This is a genomic window from Arthrobacter sp. JUb119 (genome assembly GCF_024807995.1).
Classification (GTDB): Bacteria; Actinomycetota; Actinomycetes; order Actinomycetales; family Micrococcaceae; genus Glutamicibacter.
In genome coordinates this window covers 474,188-492,343 of sequence record NZ_JANUFE010000003.1, presented here as the reverse complement: position 1 = coordinate 492,343, position 18,156 = coordinate 474,188, and the positions used below count along the sequence as shown (strand labels likewise).

Here is an 18,156-nt window from a genome sequence, read left to right as displayed (position 1 = left end):
TTCGCAGGAGCAACGCGAACAACCAGGGGAGCGGCGCGCAAGGAGAAATACCGCTTGTAGCGGGTTCGGCAGAGGCCTACTATCAAGGCAGGGAGTCGATCCTGCATGAACGGCCAGCACGGGGGTGCTCGGGCGGAGGAAAGTGATTCCTGCATGCTCGCAACAACGAGGGGGAATCATGAGCACTCCAGCTGCAGTACCCGGGCGCATGACCAAGGAGCAGAAACGCGTCGCGGGAGCGACCATGGTGGGCACCACCGTGGAGTGGTACGACTACTTCATCTACGCCAATGCGGCGGCCCTGGTCCTGGCCCCGCAATTCTTCACTCCCGCCGAAGCGTCGCTGGGCTCCATCATCGCTTTCGCCACCGTCGGCATCAGCTTCCTCTTCCGCCCGTTGGGCGCGATCGTGATGGGCCGGGTGGGCGACAAGTACGGCCGCCGAGCGGTGCTGATCATTACCCTGGTCCTGATGGGCGTCGGCACCACATTGGTGGGCTTGCTACCCACCTATGCGAGCATCGGCATCTGGGCTCCGATTCTCCTGATCTTCCTGCGCATCGTCCAGGGCTTCTCCGCCGGCGGCGAGTGGGGCGGTGCGGCATTGATGGCAGTGGAGCACGCGCCGGATCATGCCCGCGGCAAATTCGGCGCCTTCCCGCAGCTCGGCGTCCCGGCCGGCATGCTGCTGGCCTCCGCGGTCAGCGCCATTATCGCCGCCGTTCTCTCCCCGGAGCAGTTCATGGCCTGGGGCTGGCGCATCCCGTTCCTGCTCAGCTTCGTGCTGATCCTCATCGGCTACTACATCCGCCAGCGCGTGGAGGAATCCCCGGTCTTCGAGGAAATGGCCCGGACCAAGCAGACCGAGTCGGCGCCGCTGTCCACGCTGTTCAGCAAGCACCCCAAGAAGGTCATCCAGGCGACCCTGGTATTCATGGGCAACAACACTGCCGGGTACATGCTCACCGGCGGCTTCATCCTGGGCTATGCAACGAACAAGCTGGAACTGCAGGCTGGCGACATCCTGAATATCATCACCATCGGCTCGCTGGCCTGGCTGATCTCCACCTGGATCGGCGGAGTGGTCTCGGACCGTATTGGCCGCAAGAAGATGTTCATCATCGGCTGGGTGCTGCTGCTGGCCTGGCTCTTCCCGTTGTTCCTGCTTATCGAAACCCGGAACCTGGCCTGGGTCACCGTGTCCCTGGTGGTCTTCGGCGCTTTCATGGGCTTCTCCTACGGTCCGTTGCCGGCGCTGTATGCCGAGCTGTTCCCGGCCCGCATCCGCCTGAGCGGTTCCTCGATCAGCTACGCCCTGGGCTCGGTGATCGGTGGCGCGTTCGCCCCGACCATTGCCGCGGCGCTGGTGGGCCAGTTCAATACCACCGTGGCGGTCTCGACTTACCTGTTCATCTGGGTGGGCGCTTCGCTGATCGCAACCCTGACCTTGAAGGATCGCACCGGAGCTGATTTGTATCCGCAGGAGGGCGCAACCGGAGAATCGGGAGGCCACACAGAAGAAGCAGGTCCCGAGCATTTATGAGGTCTGATGGCGATAGGGCAACTAGCTGCCCGTAACATCTGCGATACAAACTGCTGATATCTTGTCGCTCATGACGTTGTCCATTGAACCCGCAGACTTCGAGGATCCCTCCCTGAGAGCCTTCCTCGAAGCCCACCTTGCTGACATGGCGCCGCAGTCGCCGCTGGAGTCCCAGCATGCCTTGGACTTGGCTGCGCTACGCCAGCCAACCGTCCGGCTCTGGACAGCGCAGAAGGACCAGCGCATCGTGGGCACTTGCGCGTTGGCGGTATTGGAGCCGGGCCACGAGGAGCTCAAGAGCATGCGGACGGACCCGGACTTCCGCGGGCAAGGCGTCGCTTCCCGGTTGCTGCTCCATGCTCTGGAGGATGCCGCGCAGCGCAAGCTATCGCGCATATCCCTTGAAACGGGAGCTATGGAGTTCTTCGCACCTGCACGCTCGCTGTACCGAAAGCACGGCTTCCAGCAATGCCAGCCCTTCGGTTCCTATCTGGAGGACCCCAACAGCATCTACATGACCCGGATCCTTGAACTGGACTAACTCTTGGGCAGGGCACTGCCAAGAATCCTTGTACCCGCAGAGCCAAAGGCCATGAAGGACACCAAATTCGGTCGTTTCCGGGCAAGGCTGGAGCGCTGGCGAGGACTGGCTGAATCTAACTTGCTTGCCGACTGTCCATCAGCCCGCCACTTCCGGAGGGTTCCTAGCAGTGGTGGGCTGATGGATTGCTTAATATGATCGTCAGGAGACAGCTGGCTCGGGGTGGCTGGTCGGGGTGTGGATGATATCGAAGTAGACATCGGTCTTTTCAGGATCTGGGAAGACGCGGTAGGTGAATTCTTCGCCGGTGAGCGTGACGATCTGAGAATCGCGGGTGAACAGCACCTTGCCAGCGTCATCCTTGGCGACGATGCTGCGGGTCTTGCCATCGTCGCTGACGGTCCAATCGCCCTGCATCTTGGGAGAGTCATCCAGGTTGTACATGTCGAAGGTTCCATCGGCGCGGAAGTAGGCGTTGCCCACGAAGTTGCTGACATCCTTGTCGGAGAGCTCCACTGCTTCGCCCTGGGCATCCGTGGCACGGGTGGTTTCCCAGGCGGTGGAGGACAGGATCTCGGACGGGGTCATGGTGCCGGTGGCTGCTGATGCGCCCTGCATGGCTTCGGCGGTGCTGCCTGCGTTGGCCTGCCCGGCCTCGGCACCGGAGGTGCACCCGGCCAGCAGCCCGATGGCCAAGGATACGCCGCCCAGCGACATGAGCAGCTTGGAGGTATTGATGTGCTTCTTCATGGGTTCTGCCTCGATTCACAAAAGATGATGTCCACTAAGGCCCGGTGGGGCTTGGTAATAAATCAATCTTGTCGTTTCAACCCAGCAAAGACATCGGCCATCAAGCTGGGACTGGCGGCCTGGTGGATGAGTCTTCCAGCGCCTTGCGGTACCTAGCGCATGCCCTCCCGGCGGAGGGCGGTGGTGATCGCCTCGACGCGTGTTTCCACGCCCAGCTTGGCATAGATATGGGCCAGGTGGGTCTTGACCGTAGCTTCCGAGATGAACAGCCGCTGGCTCAGCTCCTTGTTGCCAAGCCCCTCGACCAGCAGGCTGAGCAATTCCGCCTCGCGGGGAGTCAGTGCCTCGTCGGGGTTGCGCAGCCTGCGGAAGAGCTTGGAGGCCACCGGGGCGCTCATCACGCTCTTTCCATTGGAGGCACCGCGCACGGCGCTGAAGATCTCCTCCGGAGCGGCATCCTTGAGCAGGTAGCCCATGGCGCCGGCATCCACGGCCCGCACGATATCGGCATCTGAATCATAGGTGGTGAACACCAGCACCGCCTGCTTGGCGTTGCGCTGGCGGATTTCCTTGATCGCGTCGATGCCGTCCATGCCCGCGCCCATGGCCAAATCCATGACAATGACATCCGGGGCGAGGGTTTCAAGCTGCTTGAGGGCGGCCTCGCCGGAGTCGGCTTCAGCGATCACCTCGATATCCGGCTGGGTATCGAGCAGCGCCTTCAGGCCGCTGCGGACCACGAGATGGTCATCGACCAGGAGCACCGAAATTGTTGTCATGAGAAGTTCTCCTCGCTGGGGATCTGCGCGGCGATGACGGTCCCGGAACCCGGGGTGCTTTCCACCGAGAATTCCCCGCCTAGTTGTTCCACGCGCTGCCTCATGGCGCGCAACCCGTAGCCGCCGGACTGGGAGGGGGCCTGGAGCTTCTCCGGGGTGAAGCCCCGGCCGTTGTCATGGATGTCCAAGGTGACGGTGTCCTGGAGGAAGCCGATGGTGACGGTGGCCTGATCCGCCCCGGAATGCAGCTTCACGTTGGCAGCGGCGCTTTGCACCACGCGCAGCAGGGCATGGCGGACCTCGGCGGATACCGGGCGCTCCGTGCCAACGAGATGCAGCTGCAGATTCGGGACGTAGGCGGACGCGGCTTCGCGGAGCACCTCGGGCAGCGGACCGGTATCCGTGGCCGGCGAGGCCAGGTCATGGACCAGCCGCCGGGTTTCCATGAGATTGTGCCGGAGCAATTCGCTGGCCTGGCGGACCTCATCCTGCGAGGAGGTTGTTGGCCAGTTCCGGTTGGCGGCTTCCAGCAGCAGCAGGCTGCTGGCCAGGCCCTGGGTCACCGTGTCATGGATTTCCCGGGCAACGCGTTCACGCTCGGTGATGATGCCGGCGCGGCGCTCGCTGGCCGCTAGCTGCAGCTGCGCACTGGAGATCTCTTCGTTCAGCCGGCGCTGCTCTGCCGCGTCCTGTTCCATCCTGTCGAAGATCAGGGTCAGCATCGCGCCGATGGCGATGGGCCCGAGAAGCATCACGATGTCCCTGTCATCGCTGAACATGTACCAGCTGAACGCCGCGGCCAGGATGGCCAGCCCGCCGGCCAGATACCCGGCCAATCCGCGCAGCGTCCTGCGGCACAGGAAGAAGAGTCCGAAGGAGCACCAGGCGAAACTCGGTGCGAGGAGCACCAGAACGGAGGAAGTCGCTACCAGCACGATGACCCACCGGCCCTGGCCCGTTCCTCGGTTCACCAGGAATGCAGTGACCAGATAGAGCGCGCAGACCACGCCGGCGAGCACCATAATCCAGAGATTTTCCACCGGATCATGGCGCAGGACGTAGCGGATGAGTGCGGTGAACATGAGCACGGCAAAGCCGACATGCACCAGGGTGTCGATGTTGGCTCGAGGCGCAAGCATGAATTTAGGGGGAGCAGTAGCGGTAGGAATGGCAAGACCTTTGTCGTGATGTAGATGCTTTCCCCATGGTAGGACCTGGGACAGGTTTTGTGCTCCGCCTTCTGGATGGTTTTCATCGCCTATCGGACGATGCCCGCAGCAGCCGTGGTGCTGGATGATGGGAGGAAGCCCGTTTTCCGGACTACGGGAGATCCCCAGCAAGGAGCGCTCATGAGCAAGAACCAGAACCCATCAACTGCCACGGAGATCAAAGCTACTGGCCATGGAAGGAGGGCCTTGGGCATCGGGGCGCTGTCTCTTGCGGGTTTGGCTGTTCTCGCGGGGTGTTCCATGGCAGCGCCTGAAGCTAAACTCGTGGGTCCTCCGGCACCGTCCAGTACCGAATCCGCATCTCCAGAAACCACGGCACCGGAAGCGAGCCTCACCGCCGTGGAGCAGGATGAATTGGATCAGTGGCTGATCCGCGCGGCCAAGGGCAATGACGTGGAATTGGTGCGGGACCTGATTGCCGCCGGTGGGGACGTCAATGCCAAGGATGATCTTGAGGATTCGACCTTTCTCTATGCCGGGGCCGAGGGTTTCAACGAGGTTCTGGAACTAGCGCTGGAGGACGGGGCGGACGTTGAAAGCCTCAACCGCTATGGAGGGACCGCGCTCATTCCGGCCAGCGAGCACGGCCATGTGGAGACCGTGAAGATGCTCATCGAGGCAGGTGTTCCGCTTGACCATGTGAACAATCCGGGATGGACCGCGCTGCAAGAAGCCGTCTTGCTTGGCGATGGAGGGCCAAACCAGCAAGAGGCCGCCAGGCTGCTGCTGGCCGCCGGGGCGGATCCGGGGATCACCGACCCGCAGGGGCGCACCGCCCTGGAGAATGCGCGCCGGCTCGGATTCGACGAGCTGGCCGAAGCCATCGCCGCGCATCAGTAGTTCCCCGGTGCAAGATTGAGCCGATCGCCGTGCTGCCTGGCGGGGTGGCTACTAGTCGTTCATCCTGAGTTTCCTCACGAGTACGGCAGTCTCGTAATTCGTTGTCACTTTCCGGTGTTTGAGTATTGGTGATCTCGAAATCGAGGACACTCGCACCGTTCTAAAGGGTCCGCCTCCTGCGCCACCCCGCGCTGGTTCCCATGAACCTGCTCGGCCTCGCAGTCCTGGCCCTCACGGGTTGCCAAGCCGCAGCTACGGTGGCGGCTGCCTATTGCCGCTGCATTGCGATCAAGAATGGAAAAGGTACCGCACGCATCGATCTGGATGCCGGCGCCGGCTTGGATTCCTTGGCAGAAGTAACGTACGGCCAACTGGTCGAAGCATCCACGACTGCGATAGTGCGCTGCTTGCTTCCAAGCGTAGCTGGTTCGCGTCGAGAGCCACAGTGAAGTGCACTGAGCGGGGCCATGGGGATTGAAGAAATCAGCATGACCCGGTCATCATTCAACGAGTGAGCCGGGTTCCGCGGTTCAATGCTTGGAGCTGACTAAAGCTGAGACTACGGCTGCCCCTAATTCTGCGGTTGACGCTTTGCCGCCCATATCCGGTGTAAGCACTGCTTGCCCTTGGGACAGCACGGACTCCATGGCATCGGTAATAGCAGTGGCGGCTTTGGTTTCACCTAGGTGATCCAACATCATGGCAGCGCACCAGATTTGTCCGACAGGGTTGGCAATCCCCTTGCCGGCAATATCGGGTGCTGAGCCGTGCACGGGCTCAAACAAGCTCGGATATTTGCGTTCCGGATTGATGTTCCCGCTGGGTGCGATGCCGATGGTTCCGGTGCAGGCAGGTCCCAAATCGGAGAGAATGTCGCCAAAGAGATTACTGGCGACAACGACGTCGAACCACTCGGGATGCATAACGAAATTGGCAGCCAGAATATCAATGTGGAACTTATCGACGTTTACGTCGGGATATGCGTAAGACATCTCCTGAACACGTTCGTCCCAGTACGGCATGGTGATAGAAATTCCGTTGCTCTTCGTCGCCGAGGTCAGATGCTTCTTCGGACGGCTTTGGGCCAGCTCGAATGCATACTTGAGAATTCGGTCTACTCCCGTGCGGCTCATGACGGTTTCCTGCATGACGATTTCACGGTCGGTTCCGTCGAAGAGCTTTCCGCCGATACTGGAGTATTCGCCCTCGGTGTTCTCCCGCACGACATAGAAATCTACGTCCCCGGGCTTAGGAGTAGCCAACGGACTAGGCACACCCTCCAGAAGCTTGACTGGGCGCAGGCTCACGTACTGGTCGAAATGTCGCCTGAACTGCAGGAGGCTTCCCCAAAGCGAAACATGGTCGGGAACGACGTCCGGCCAGCCAACTGCTCCGAAGAAGATGGTGTCGAATCTATTGAGCTGTTCGAACCAGTTTTCCGGCAGCATTTTGCCATGCTGGCTGTAGTAGTTTGCTGATGCGAAATCGTAGTGCTCGTATTCGAGATTGAAGTCGAAGATTTCTGCAGCGGCATCCAGGACACGCAGGCCCTCCGGGACCACTTCGGTTCCGATTCCGTCGCCAGGAATGACAGCGACGCGATGAATTTTTGACATGATTTTCCAATCTGCTTGTTGCATGGGGCAGAACACTGCTAGTTGACAGGATGATCCGGTTGGCGGTTGGCTAAGACGTCGATGACTGCCTGGGCGGCGATCATCCCGGCGCGTAATCGGGCTTCTACGGTCTGCCCTGCCAGATGGGATGTGATTATCAGATTTTCCAGTCCCCGAAGGGGGCTGGAATCCGTCATTGGTTCGTGGTCGAGAACGTCGAGCGCGGCACCTGCAATCGTGCCATTGCTAAGTGCGGCAGCCAGAGCGGACTCATTGATCAGCGATCCACGTGCAGTATTGATGATGATCGCCGAATCCTTCATCAGCTCAAACTTCGCCTCATCGACAAGCGGGCCAGTACCGCTTGCACGAGAATGCAGGGATAGATAATCGGCGGACTTGAACACTGTATCGAGGTCGGTGAAGCTAATTTCCCTATCTGAGCTGCTCGGATGTGCTGTGCTTACCAAGACTTTCATGCCCAGTGCGAGTCCCAGCTTTGCTGTGGCCTGCCCGCTCGGCCCGTACCCGATAATGCCCAAGGTTGCTCCATGCAATTCGTGGCCCGCTTTGCGTGGCCACTGCCCTAGCCGAACTGCGCTGGTGACATTCGCCAAATGTCGTGCTGACATGATGAGAAGGCCGATGGCCATTTCAGCGACGGAATAATGATTGCTGCCTGGAGCGTTGCAGACTCGTACCCCATAGTGGCTTGCGGCTTGGACATCAATGGAGTCGTAGCCGACGCCGCTGCGGGCCAATACCTTGAGGCTGGGTGCTGAAGCCAGCATGTCTCGGGTAATTGGTTCACTGGCAATAATTGCGGCGTCAAAACCGGTGAGCAAGGACATCTGCTGAGTAGTATCGCGCTTCGATTCAAACGGGGCGAAAGTTGTTTCGTGACCGTGCTGCTTGAGCAAATTGTCGATGTCGTCGTTGGGGCGAAGGTAGTCCGTGGTGATTAGCACGCGGCCCATGATTAGTGGTTCTCCATCTTTGAAAGTAAAAATTGATATTCATTGCAAGTCTGAACGTTGGGAATACAACTTCGGGACCCCGGCAGGGCGGCTGCCGGGAATCAATAGTTTCACGGCAGCAGCCCTGCCCCAGTGGCGGTCTGAGAATCATCTGATACTCGTGGACCGCCATGGGCTTACTGGAAGTCAGCTGGAACGGACATCAGATCGATACCCCACAACACAGGAAGTAGGTAAAGAGCGGCGATGACAATCAGGGCCAACGCGATGAAGTTGAGCCACATTCCAACTCTGACCATTTCGGTGATCTTCACTTTTCCGGTGGCGTACAAGATCGCATTTGGTGGAGTGCCAACGGGAAGCATGAACGCGCAGTTGGCAGCCATAGCGCAAGGGACCATCAACGCATATGGGTGAATTCCGAGTGCCAGCGCGAAAGCTGCCATAACGGGGAGGATCATCGTTGCAGTGGCGGCGTTCGAGGTGATTTCGGTCAGGAAGAGGACAAGAGCGGTTGCCAAGATGATGATGACCACTACATTGGCACCGTCGAGCACGCGCAGCTGGTCACCGATCCAACTCGACAGGCCACTTTCGACAAAGCCTGCGGCAATGGCTAGGCCACCGCCGAACAGCAGGAGGATTCCCCACGGGATCTTCCTCGAATCATCCCAGTTCAAGATCTTCGGTTGCTCGGCCTGCCGTGTGGGAAGCATGAATAGCACCACTGTCGCCATGATGGCGATAATGCCGTCGCTGATTCCCGGCAATAAGTCTTCCCAAATGAATGAACGGGTGACCCACAAGAAGGCAGCGCCGAGGAAGATCGACATGACGGCCTTTTCTTCGCGTGACATGCCACCCAGTGCATTGCGTTCGCTTTTAATGAGTTCCGCACCGCCTGGAAGATGCTTGAATTTCACTTTGAAGGCCACATGGGTCAAGTAGAACCAGGTGAAAGCCAGAAGCAGGATAACGATAGGGATTCCGAAGAGCATCCAACCGCCGAAGGAAACTGATTGGTCAAAAAGCTCGCCTGAAGTTGCGGCGAAAATGGCCAGTGGTGGTGTGCCAATGAGGGTGCCGAGGCCACCGATAGTAGCCGCGTAGGCAATACCGAAAACTATGGATTTCTCGAATTTCGACAAATCTGCAGCATGCTCACCGCCACGAAGGGAACGCGCGGCCTGATAGGCGACCGCCAAGCCCACGGGGATCATCATCATTGTTGCCGCTGTATTGGAAACCCACATCGACAAGAATGCTGTTGCCACCATGAAACCGAGAACAATGCGTTTAGGGCTGGTGCCGATTGCTGAGACAATCGCCAGGGCGATGCGCTGGTGCAAATTCCACTTCTCCATTGCGATCGCCAAGGAGAACCCGCCAATGAACAAGAAGATAATGTCATTGCCGTATGCGGAGACAACCAGATCCCCGTCCAGGCCACCCGTCAGGGGAAGGAGCACCACTGGCAAGAGGGAGGTAACTGGAATGGGTATGGCCTCAGTGATCCACCAGGTGGCGACCCAAAGCGTCACGGCAAGTACCGCTTGGCCTTGCGGCGAAAGGCCTTCGGGGGAGAAGAAGAACATTGCCAAGATGAACAACAGGGGTCCGAGAATCAGGCCGACAATGCGTGAAGGCGTATAACCGGGGCCGGGGCCTTCGGGGTTGGCGTTGGCACCAGGAAGCAGGTCGGTATTCTTTGCTGGGGCGTCGTCGCCCTGCAGGAGCTGCGCGGCCTGATTACTCATGACAAGTTGGGATTCAGCGCGGTGCCGGAATTTGGGAAGGGATAGCAGGCTTTTGGTCTGTCGGTGCGAGTTCCATAGGCTTCCCCAGAGGGAATGCAGAGCAGGATTTTCCATGGCGGCACTTTCTAAGATTGGTTGTTAGAAGGGTATGACGAATAGGCCGAACTTTGCGTAAAGGTTCCCGGAATGCGGGAGAGCTGATGGGGCAGCTGAAAACGAAACGGAGCCGCGTACCGAGAACGGGAGTGGCCAGGCTGCGTTCAGAGGGGCACTAGAGCGTGCAGGAAAAACTTAATTCGAGAAGAACTGGGGGCGGCGATTCCCGTAGACCCGGATGGCAACGGGAATCGCCGTTGATTAGTGAGCTAGAACCGGCTGCTTAGTGTGCAAAGCACGCAGGAGCTCGTAGAACTCTGCCTTGCCTTCGAGCCCGATACCTGGCAGTTCGCCGGGTGCCACTCGGCTGTTGACGATGACTGCGTCGTCGGTGAAGCCGCCGGTGGGCTGGAACTCGCCCGGGTAGGATTCGTTGCCGCCGAGCTTGAGGGCTGCGGCGATGTGCAGGGAGAACTGGTGCCCGCCGTGCGGAATGCAGCGGCGTGAGGACCAGCCGTGCTGGGCCAGCATGTCCTGGATCCGTCGGTATTCGGTTAGTCCGTAGCTCAGCGCTGGGTCCACCTGGATGTAGTCGCGATCCGGGCGCATTCCGCCGTGGCGGATCAAGTTGCGGGCGTCTTGGAGGGAGAAGAGATTCTCCCCGGTGGCGATGGGGTTCTTGTAGTTCTCGGACAGCGTGGCGTTCAGCGAGTAGTCCAACGGATCGCCGACTTCTTCGTACCAGAACAGATTGTACTTATCGATGGCCTTGCCGTATTCCAGCGCGGTTTCGAGATCGAATTTTCCGTTGACATCCACCATCAGGCGGGTTCCGTCACCATCGAGGACTTCCAAGACAGCTTCGATGCGCTTGATGTCATCGGCGAGGTCAGTGCCACCGATTTTCATCTTGACGATGTCGTAGCCTGCGTCCAGGAATCCGCGCATCTCGTTCTGCAGGTCTTCCAGTGTCTTGCCCGGGGCATAGTAGCCGCCGGCGGCGTAGACAAAGACGTCTTCATCCGGGTTGCCATCGCCGTAATGATCGGAGATCCACCGGTATAGAGGCACTCCGGCGATCTTCGCGGCCAAGTCATGCAGTGCCATATCCGCTACGCCCACCGCAACCGAGCGCTCGCCGTGGCCGCCGGGCTTTTCATTGCCCATCATGATGTCCCAAGCCTTCTCGGGGGACAGCTCATCTGCATCGTCCAGTAGATCCTCAGGTGCGGCATTGAGCAGTCGTGGAATCATGCGTTCTTCGAGGATCGCCGTGGCGTTATAGCGTCCATTGGAATTGAATCCATAACCAACCAGCGGTTTTCCGTCAACGATGACGTCGCTGACGAGTGCAAGAATCGTGCAGTCCATTTTGCTGAAGTCGATGTATGCGTTGCGCATGGACGAGCTGATAGGGATAGTTCCGGTGTGTGCAGAGACAATTTTCACGATGTTTCCTTCTCTCGGGAGTTCCGCTTATAAGGCTCTTATAAGAGTCTTATAAGATATTTAGGTACACTATACTGAAAGTGATGCGGGGCACAACCCCTGAGTCCATATAAGAACAAGTAGGGAAAAATGAGTGCAACGAGTACCTTCAGCAGCAAGGGTGCTATGGCATACAGCGAATTGCGCCGCCGGATTGTCTCAGGCGAATTGAAGCCAAGCTCGCGTCTATCGCAGTACGACCTCGCTGAAGAGATGGGCATGAGTATCACCCCATTGCGCGAAGCGATCAGGCAGCTGGCCAGTGAGGACTGGGTGGAGATGGATACGCACCGCGATGTTCGCGTGTCGCCTATGAGTGGTTCTGAGGCTCGTCAGCTGCTTGAAGTTCGCCTTTCAATGGAGCCGGTAGCGACACAACTCGCGGCGCTGCGTCGTACTGACCGTGATATTGAGGAAATGAAGAGAACTGCAGCCGAGCTCCTGCCCGTAACGCGTACCTGGGGTGAGGAAGCGGTCGCTGCGCACCGGGCGTTTCATCGTGCAATTTATGTCGCGTCGCATAATGACGTCATGATCCGGCTGCTCGATGACCTATGGGATAAGACTGACAGGTATCGCCGCGTGGGACTGGAGCTGCCGGCCGGAAATGAGCCAAGAACACTCGATCTAAACCAGCACTACGAGATTCTCGATCTGGTGATTGCCGGCGACGCTATGAGTGCTGCTGAACTGTCTCATGCCCACATCGTCAATAGCCTGACCGCTGCCGTGACCGGCGCATTGGAAGATCGCGAATACCGCATTTCCGGCGAGGTCCCGCAGTCACTGTGGGGTCCGTCAAATGTTGGAAATATCTGATCGAAATTGCTGGCTCACCTGTGAGTCGCGTAAGTCGTGATCTGCGCTGGCAATAATCGTCGGAGGGGTAATGAGTGCTTGCGCTTGTGCCTGCGCGGCAGCTGCGTCGGCTGACCGCGGATGGCAATGCCCAATAAAGTGAGATAGAAAAACGCTGACGTAGGCGTAGTTTGCCGCATCATTGCTTGCGGCAGGCATCCGATGCCAGCTGGTGCTTCAAGGTGTTGGAATTCTCCACTGTAGTGAAGGCAGCAGGCATGGCTTGCGGTATCGCGTGCCCTCGGGCCAACCGCGAAGTGGATTCGGCTACTCGTGAATGGATCTGGTTTAAGTGCTGTCGAGAATCCCACCGGGCGCCGCGGATGCAAGTCGTGCGACCGACTGGCTGCAATTCTCGAGCGCACGGCCTTTGGGCCTCCGCTACCCGCCGCAGTGGAGCTGTTTGCGTTATTTGGCGCGGGGGATGCTCCACTAAGAGCCATCCGTTGGTGATGCACCTGATTGAACGCCCGAGGTGAACGGTGCGAATTAGTGGCCGGCCTAGGCAGGCCCACCGACGACCCCGCGCTGGACAATAACTTCTTGAACTGGCACGATTGTGCGCCGATGGGCCGGAATATCGGAGGGCTGCGCAGAATGCGGCAGGAGGGTAACCCAGCACTCCTACCGCATTCCGCGTTTATGATTCTGGGATCAACCTGCCAGTGGCCGGGGTTTGACCAGCACCAGGATCACGGCGCCGAGCACGGCGGTGAGACCGCCAAAAACCAGAGCGGTTTGCACGCCCGCACCATCAACCAGGAGCCCGCCCAGGAATGCACCGAGGGCGACCGCCACCTGGAACACCCCTGTTTGGAGCCCACCGATGCTCTCGAGGCGGTCCGGTTCGGCTCGTGCTAGCCAGGCCGAGAAGATGGTAGGCAGAGCGCCGAAACCGGCTCCCCAGAGTGCGGCGGCGACGAAGAGCAGACCGGTGCTGCTGCCGAGCTGGGCGAAGCCGATCATTGCTAGACCGAGCAGCAGCGGGAAGATCAGCGAAGCGCCGCGCAGCATGCGGTCAGCCAGCGGCCCGGCGACCACGTTGCCGCCCACGATTCCCAGACCGTACACCAGCAGCAGGGCCGCGAGTTGCTCCGGATCCAGTCCGCCCAACCCGGTGGCTGCAGGGCGGATGTAGGTGAAGCCAGCGAAGTGCCCGGCACCCATCAGGGCCAGGGTGAACAGGCAGATGGCAATCAGCCGGGAACGCAGGGTCTGCCCCAGTGCTCGGAAGCCTCCCGAAGGGCCGGCCAGGACCGATGGTAGGGTGACTGCCTGGATGATGACCGCGAGGATGCTCACGCCGGCGGCCAGCACGAATACCGCGCGCCAGCCCCACACCTCGCCGAGCAGCGTGCCCAGCGGGACGGCGGCAACGGTGGCCAGCGAGACGCCGAGGTTCACGACCGTCAAGCCCAGTCCGAGCTTCGCGGGCGGAACCAGCCTCGCGGTGATCGAGATCGCCAGCGACCAGAAGCCGCCAATCGCGATGCCCAGCAGGACGCGGGCCGCGAGCAGGACCGGGTAAGCCGGGGCGAACGCCACCAGCAGGTTGGAAGCCACTGCAAGGGCCGAGAGGATGATCATCAGGCGCCGACGGTCCATTTGCGGGATCAGGACGGGAATGAGCAGGCCGGAAACCGCTGCGACGATGGCGGTGATGGCGACGGACTGGCCGGCCAGGCCCTCTGTCACCGACAGATCCGCGGCAACCCGGGAGAGCAGGCTTGTCGGCAGGAATTCGGCCGTCACGAGGGCGAAGACGCCCACGCCCAGCGAGGCTACCGCCGCCCATGATGCGCTCTGCGCCGGGGCTGGATTGCCGGAGGATGATCGGCCGCCGACTTCCTGTATTGCTGTCGATTCGTGAGGAGTCACTCGTTATTCTTCCTGGTTTGTAGGGTGAAGTGTGGCGTCTGCCGCGTCAGCTGTAGCAGGCGCGGTTGATCGCGACGAGGAACTTGCCATCCGGGGTGCCTCCGGCGGCGATGTAGCCGCCGATGGCCTCCATGGCCAGATCCGGGCGCTGCGGCACGCGCTCCTTGTCCGCGGCTGCCAGGAAGGCGGGCATCGCCTCGCGCGTACGATCCGTGCAGTAGACCGGTGCGCCGGGTTGCTGGCGCCAGGACTCGGCGAGGACCCCGGCATCGACGGCATCGAAGCCGGTTTCTTCGACCAGGGACATCGCGAGGCTCCGGTGGTCCTCACGGTCGGCCGCCACCGGAATGGCCGCCCGGTCCGTATGGCCCGCCTCGGTGGCTTTCGTATTGAAGGACTGGGAGGTGATGGCATTCCAGGCTTTGGCAACGGGGCGGCCGAACAACCGGGAAGACCAGACGCTCTCAGGTTGCCCGGCTTCAAAGGCGGGGATTATGCCGTCACGGAACGGGTAGGAGTTGGAGGTGTCGATGACCACCGCGGATCCGGGGGCGCGCCGGACGTAGGCGGCGATGTCCTTGTTGCGGTTCATCGGAACCGAAAGGATCAGGACATCAACGCCGTTGGCAACTTCGTCGGCGTTGACCGCTCGCGCACCGGCGCTCAAGGCCGCGGCGGGGATGGTCTGCGGGCCGCGGGAATTCGCGATGGTGACGCTGTGTCCGTGGCGGCTGAGCCGCCGGGCGATGGTCGAGCCGATCGAGCCGGCGCCGATGATTCCGATTTCCATAATTCTCCTTTGCGGGATCTGTGCTTCTCAATTCTCAACCTTGCCATTGATGTGAAGGTCAAGTCCCGAGTCTGCGAATGTGACCAAAACGTGGTGCTACCAGCGAAGTTCGTGGAATTTGCCTTGGAAGTACAGCAACGGTTCAGTGTGGCCGCTAGGTGAGGTTCCCACCTCTGTCACACGCCCGAGCACAATGCAGTGGTCCCCGGCATCGTGCTCGGCGAAGATGGTGCAGTCCAGCCACGCCAGGGTGCCATCGAGGATCGGGCTTCCCCGTACCGCGGTGCTCCATTGGATGCCATCCCATTTGTCTCCGCCTTTTCGAGCGAACTGATTGGCGACTGCCCCCTGCCCGCTCGAGAGCACGTTGACCGCGAAGCTTCCGGTGTCGCGGATCCGCGGATAGCTGGCGGAGGTTTTCATCACGCTGAAGGACACCAGCGGCGGATCGATGGAGACGCTGTAGAACGATTGGCAGGTGAACCCGACGGGCCCGTGGCTATCGTGGCCGGTGATGACCGTGATGCCAGAGGCAAAGCTGCCGACGGTACTGCGGAATATATCCTGGTCAATTTCGTGGATGTGGTTGCCCTCGGTGGCACTCATTGCGCAGGGTTCGCCAGTCGGGTATCCAGGCCGTACTGGGCCGGGGCGCCGAGGTGCTCGCGCAGCGTACTGCCTTCGTAGTCCTCGTGGTACAGGCCGCGCTGCTGGAGCAGCGGGATAACCTCGTCGACGAAGGTATCGATTCCGTCCTCGTAGACATCTATGGATACCCAGAAGCCGTCGCAGGCGCCCGCCTCGAACCACTGCTGCATGTGATCCGCAGTGACCGACGCTGGACCAACAGGAGTGGGGTGGTAATCGATAACTCCGTGGGCCAAAACCTCACGCAGTGTCCACCCTTCACGTGCCACCCCGAGAGCACGTGGGGCACGTGGGTCGAAGGGGCTGGGCTGGGCACGCTCCAATTGGGCGCTCCGCAGCGGCTCGTCGAGCTGGCTCTCATCGAGAGCCAGCCCCAGCATGGAGCCCAGATAAGGAACCAGAGCCACGGCGGCTCGATCGCCCAAGGCAACTCGGCGATCCACGGCGGCTCGTTTGGTGGCGCCGATGGCCGGCATGACTCCGGCGATGAACTTCACCTCGTCGGGGTTGCGTCCGGCCTTGCGCGCCGCCTCCCGGACGGCTTCACGCTGGGCGCGCGCTTCCTCGATGGTGAACACGGCGCCGATGACGGCGCTGGCGTACCGGCCGGCAATCTCCAGGCCGTTTGCACCTCCGCCGGCCGAGAAGATCACCGGTTGCCCCTGCTCCGAGGGCGGGATGGGCAGCGGCCCGCGGGAGGCGACATATTCACCTTGCAGGTTGACGGCATTGATCTTCGCTGGATCGATGAACTGGGCGTTCGCTTTGTCCTTGATCCAGGCATCCTGCTGCCAGCTGCCCCAGAGCGCCTGGGTGATCTGGATGCTCTCGTGCGCCCGCTGGTAGCGTTGCGGCCGGGGTGCTATTTCCTGCCCGAAGTTCGCGGCAGAGGCAGGGTCGCTGGTGGTCACGGCGTTCCATCCGGCGCGGCCGTGGCTCATCACGTCCAGGGCCTTGAACTGGCGGGCGAGGTTGTAGGGCTCGTTGAAGGTCGTGGATCCGGTGGCCACCAGGCCGATGCGCTCGGTCGCGCGGGCGATGGCGGCCAGGGTCAGCACCGGTTCAAGGGTCAGCATTGGCGCCTCCTGCATCCCATCCGCCTTATAGGCCAGGAAGTCGGGCAGGAACAGGAACGCGAACTTGCCGCGTTCGGCCGCCTGGGCGTAGCGCACGTGTGCGTCGAAATCGGCGTAGTTGGCCGGGTCCACGCCGGTGCCACGCCAGGCCGCGCCATGGGTTCCGAACCCGTTGCCCAGCTGCATACCGAGAATCATTTGGGAAGTTGACATGGGTGTTCCATTTCTGGCCCTCATGCGGGCCTTGGGCAGTTAATGGGTGTAAATACCGGGGTTGCTGCGACCGCGAACGACAGGTTCTGCGGCCGGATGCAGTAGTGAGTCGTGGTCTTGCCCACGAAGAGGGTTCTCCTGGGGAAAGTCGGGGCGCAACGCGGCGGACGCCGTCGCTATCGGCGTCATCAGTTATATGGGACCGGAGAGTCGACTCGTTCGGGTGCGGAAGCGCGCCCCATGACTGCGCGGGCGCGACGGAAGCCCGTGCAGAGGCTGCTCGAAAACGGCTACCGCCGGCGGTCGAAGGTGGGTAGGAGGAAATCACCTACCCATTGTGCAACCCTCTCACCAATGTCAAGGTCAAATCGGGAGCCCTGCTACGACGCTTTTCGGTCCGAGGTGGCGCCTTCCTGGGCGCTGGATGCGGCCTCCAGCGCCTGGATATAGCGGGTGATCGCCTCCCGGTTCTGGGACAGGACATCGATCTTTTCGGTCATCCGGTCCCGTTCGCGCTGCAGGACCACCAGAAGTCCCGGATCCGGATCGTCGACGACGACCGTTTGCGGCTGGTTCAGGCAAGGCAGGATGAGGCTGATGATCCGCGTCGGGATGCCAGCGTCGAGGAGTCCGCGGATCTTCCCAACCCGGTCCACCAGGTATTCGTCATATTCCCGGTAGCCGTTGCTCAGGCGGCGTGGTGTCACCAAGCCTTGCTCCTCGTAGTAGCGCAGCATTCGGGCTGGCACCCCGGATTTCTGTTCCAGTTCTCCAATGCGCAAGAAGCATCCTTTGTTAGTGGCGGCGGAAGCCTGATCTAAGTATCACACCAGTGTAAAGGTTGAGTTTGGTGTTGGCTATCGGCTGGAAGGAAAGAAATTTCATCAAGATCGGCGCGGGCCGGTTTGTCTCGGGCTGGCTTCCCCGGCTAGGTGCATTGTGCAGACTGGAGGCCGCTATGCGATCCAGCAGTCGTGTGCAGTTACCGTGTGTTGCCTGCAACCGGAGGGGAGTCCTGCTGCTATGTGTTGCGAGAGTTGAAGCCGCTTGGTTGGAGCTTGCGATTGCCGCCTCGCT

Annotated in this window: 16 protein-coding genes; 4 read left to right on the top strand and 12 right to left on the bottom strand. The window is 60.6% G+C overall.

The annotated features are described in order from the left end of the window. The first annotated feature begins 178 nt into the window (after positions 1–178). Together M2368_RS11245 and M2368_RS11240 are read left to right on the top strand one after the other, a co-directional pair. A complete protein-coding gene (locus M2368_RS11245; protein WP_498724500.1) occupies positions 179–1,543 on the top strand; it encodes an MFS transporter in 1,365 nt (454 codons plus the stop codon). A 70-nt stretch (positions 1,544–1,613) separates the two neighbouring features. Beyond that, positions 1,614–2,084: a GNAT family N-acetyltransferase gene (locus M2368_RS11240; RefSeq protein WP_498724499.1), complete on the top strand. Its 471-nt coding sequence runs from the start codon at positions 1,614–1,616 to the stop codon at positions 2,082–2,084. Between the two features lie 201 nt (positions 2,085–2,285). Here M2368_RS11240 and M2368_RS11235 read toward each other — a convergent pair whose 3' ends face one another. The 3 genes from M2368_RS11235 to M2368_RS11225 all read right to left on the bottom strand — a co-directional run bounded on the left by M2368_RS11235 (position 2,286) and on the right by M2368_RS11225 (position 4,752). Next, positions 2,286–2,834, bottom strand: a complete 549-nt coding sequence (locus M2368_RS11235) for a DUF4822 domain-containing protein (RefSeq protein WP_498724498.1) — start codon at positions 2,832–2,834, stop codon at positions 2,286–2,288. A gap of 152 nt (positions 2,835–2,986) precedes the next feature. Beyond that, a complete protein-coding gene (locus M2368_RS11230; RefSeq protein WP_400341522.1) occupies positions 2,987–3,613 on the bottom strand; it encodes a response regulator in 627 nt (208 codons plus the stop codon). Next, complete coding sequence (locus M2368_RS11225; protein WP_498724497.1) at positions 3,610–4,752, bottom strand: sensor histidine kinase; 1,143 nt, start codon at positions 4,750–4,752, stop codon at positions 3,610–3,612. The genes M2368_RS11230 and M2368_RS11225 overlap by 4 nt, the downstream gene beginning before the upstream one ends. A 210-nt stretch (positions 4,753–4,962) precedes the next feature. Between M2368_RS11225 and M2368_RS11220 the strand changes: the two genes are divergently transcribed. Further along, entirely contained in the window at positions 4,963–5,682 is a 720-nt protein-coding gene (locus M2368_RS11220; protein WP_498724496.1) for an ankyrin repeat domain-containing protein, read from the top strand. 530 nt (positions 5,683–6,212) lie between these two features. Here M2368_RS11220 and M2368_RS11215 read toward each other — a convergent pair. From M2368_RS11215 to M2368_RS11200, 4 genes are all read right to left on the bottom strand, one after another. Beyond that, complete coding sequence (locus tag M2368_RS11215; RefSeq protein ID WP_426736142.1) at positions 6,213–7,322, bottom strand: tartrate dehydrogenase; 1,110 nt, start codon at positions 7,320–7,322, stop codon at positions 6,213–6,215. 14 nt (positions 7,323–7,336) lie between these two features. Continuing rightward, positions 7,337–8,275, bottom strand: a complete 939-nt coding sequence (locus tag M2368_RS11210) for a phosphoglycerate dehydrogenase (RefSeq protein WP_426736143.1) — start codon at positions 8,273–8,275, stop codon at positions 7,337–7,339. A gap of 176 nt (positions 8,276–8,451) precedes the next feature. After that, entirely contained in the window at positions 8,452–10,032 is a 1,581-nt protein-coding gene (locus M2368_RS11205; RefSeq protein ID WP_498724495.1) for an SLC13 family permease, read from the bottom strand. 357 nt (positions 10,033–10,389) lie between these two features. Next, positions 10,390–11,577, bottom strand: a complete 1,188-nt coding sequence (locus M2368_RS11200; RefSeq protein WP_402735013.1) for a mandelate racemase/muconate lactonizing enzyme family protein — start codon at positions 11,575–11,577, stop codon at positions 10,390–10,392. A 129-nt stretch (positions 11,578–11,706) separates the two neighbouring features. On the opposite strand from M2368_RS11200, the gene M2368_RS11195 reads away from it, so the two are divergent. Continuing rightward, positions 11,707–12,435: a GntR family transcriptional regulator gene (locus M2368_RS11195; RefSeq protein ID WP_498724494.1), complete on the top strand. Its 729-nt coding sequence runs from the start codon at positions 11,707–11,709 to the stop codon at positions 12,433–12,435. A gap of 693 nt (positions 12,436–13,128) precedes the next feature. Here the strand turns inward: M2368_RS11195 and M2368_RS11190 are convergent. From M2368_RS11190 to M2368_RS11170, 5 genes are all read right to left on the bottom strand, one after another. Beyond that, entirely contained in the window at positions 13,129–14,352 is a 1,224-nt protein-coding gene (locus tag M2368_RS11190; protein ID WP_498724493.1) for an MFS transporter, read from the bottom strand. 46 nt (positions 14,353–14,398) lie between these two features. After that, the gene (locus tag M2368_RS11185) at positions 14,399–15,142 is read right to left on the bottom strand and encodes an NADPH-dependent F420 reductase (RefSeq protein ID WP_498724492.1); all 744 of its coding nucleotides are present in this window, start codon (positions 15,140–15,142) and stop codon (positions 14,399–14,401) included. A gap of 96 nt (positions 15,143–15,238) precedes the next feature. Next, the gene (locus tag M2368_RS11180) at positions 15,239–15,748 is read right to left on the bottom strand and encodes a flavin reductase family protein (RefSeq protein ID WP_498724491.1); all 510 of its coding nucleotides are present in this window, start codon (positions 15,746–15,748) and stop codon (positions 15,239–15,241) included. Next, entirely contained in the window at positions 15,745–17,079 is a 1,335-nt protein-coding gene (locus M2368_RS11175; protein ID WP_498724490.1) for an NtaA/DmoA family FMN-dependent monooxygenase, read from the bottom strand. Before M2368_RS11175 ends, M2368_RS11180 begins: the two co-directional genes overlap by 4 nt. 380 nt (positions 17,080–17,459) lie before the next feature. After that, complete coding sequence (locus tag M2368_RS11170; RefSeq protein ID WP_400341501.1) at positions 17,460–17,861, bottom strand: MerR family transcriptional regulator; 402 nt, start codon at positions 17,859–17,861, stop codon at positions 17,460–17,462. Between the last annotated feature and the right edge of the window lie 295 nt (positions 17,862–18,156).

What these genes read in the sequence shown, in the direction of transcription:
- M2368_RS11210 (WP_426736143.1), bottom strand. Translation starts at nt 8,275, where the DNA reads ATGGGCCGCGTGCTAATCACCACGGACTACCTTCGCCCCAACGACGAC.
- M2368_RS11235 (WP_498724498.1), bottom strand. Translation starts at nt 2,834, where the DNA reads ATGAAGAAGCACATCAATACCTCCAAGCTGCTCATGTCGCTGGGCGGC.
- M2368_RS11205 (WP_498724495.1), bottom strand. Translation starts at nt 10,032, where the DNA reads ATGAGTAATCAGGCCGCGCAGCTCCTGCAGGGCGACGACGCCCCAGCA.
- M2368_RS11195 (WP_498724494.1), top strand. Translation starts at nt 11,707, where the DNA reads ATGAGTGCAACGAGTACCTTCAGCAGCAAGGGTGCTATGGCATACAGC.
- M2368_RS11185 (WP_498724492.1), bottom strand. Translation starts at nt 15,142, where the DNA reads ATGGAAATCGGAATCATCGGCGCCGGCTCGATCGGCTCGACCATCGCC.
- M2368_RS11240 (WP_498724499.1), top strand. Translation starts at nt 1,614, where the DNA reads ATGACGTTGTCCATTGAACCCGCAGACTTCGAGGATCCCTCCCTGAGA.
- M2368_RS11230 (WP_400341522.1), bottom strand. Translation starts at nt 3,613, where the DNA reads ATGACAACAATTTCGGTGCTCCTGGTCGATGACCATCTCGTGGTCCGC.
- M2368_RS11215 (WP_426736142.1), bottom strand. Translation starts at nt 7,322, where the DNA reads ATGCAACAAGCAGATTGGAAAATCATGTCAAAAATTCATCGCGTCGCT.
- M2368_RS11245 (WP_498724500.1), top strand. Translation starts at nt 179, where the DNA reads ATGAGCACTCCAGCTGCAGTACCCGGGCGCATGACCAAGGAGCAGAAA.
- M2368_RS11225 (WP_498724497.1), bottom strand. Translation starts at nt 4,752, where the DNA reads ATGCTTGCGCCTCGAGCCAACATCGACACCCTGGTGCATGTCGGCTTT.
- M2368_RS11175 (WP_498724490.1), bottom strand. Translation starts at nt 17,079, where the DNA reads ATGTCAACTTCCCAAATGATTCTCGGTATGCAGCTGGGCAACGGGTTC.
- M2368_RS11220 (WP_498724496.1), top strand. Translation starts at nt 4,963, where the DNA reads ATGAGCAAGAACCAGAACCCATCAACTGCCACGGAGATCAAAGCTACT.
- M2368_RS11180 (WP_498724491.1), bottom strand. Translation starts at nt 15,748, where the DNA reads ATGAGTGCCACCGAGGGCAACCACATCCACGAAATTGACCAGGATATA.